The following is a 561-nucleotide window of genomic DNA, read 5'->3' on the forward strand; positions in this document are numbered from 1 at the left end:
GGCCCCGACGAGCACCGTGCCGGCGACGAAGGTCAGCAGCACCACGAGGTAGACGATGTGGGTGGAGGTGAGCCTCGAGAGCGCGGTCATGACGTCGCCCTCTCCGTGCGGGCGCCGGTGGCCAGCTGCAGCACCTGCTCCTCGGTCGAGTCCGGCGGCAGCTCGCCGGCGATCCGGCCGTCCCGCATGACGACGATCCGGCTGGACATGCCCAGGACCTCCGGCAGCTCGCTCGAGACCATGAGGATGGCCTTGCCCTCGGCGGCGAGCGTCCGCATCAGGTCGTAGACGGCGATCTTGGCGCCCACGTCGATCCCGCGGGTGGGCTCGTCGAGCAGCACGACGCGCGGATCCACGGCCAGCCACTTGGCGAGGACGACCTTCTGCTGGTTGCCGCCCGAGAGGTACTGGACCTCCTGGTCCAGGTCCCGGGCCACCACCTCGAGCGAGGAGAGCACCCCGGGGACCTCCCTCCGGGCCGCGGCCGTCCGTCGCGGGAAGACGGAGCGGATGACGCCCAGGGCGTTGTCCAGGACGGACTGGTCGAGACTCAGGCCCTGG

At 71.3% G+C, this 561-nt stretch carries 1 protein-coding gene; it reads right to left on the minus strand.

The features are described 5' to 3' along the window. Nucleotides 1-86 precede the first annotated feature (86 nt). Nucleotides 87-561 (minus strand): ATP-binding cassette domain-containing protein (locus RCG67_RS17225; RefSeq protein WP_368828027.1); only part of this gene is annotated, 475 nt, incomplete at its 5' end.

Origin of the sequence: Kocuria cellulosilytica (assembly GCF_040981245.1) — a bacterium.
Lineage (GTDB): Bacteria > Actinomycetota > Actinomycetes > Actinomycetales > Micrococcaceae > Kocuria > Kocuria cellulosilytica.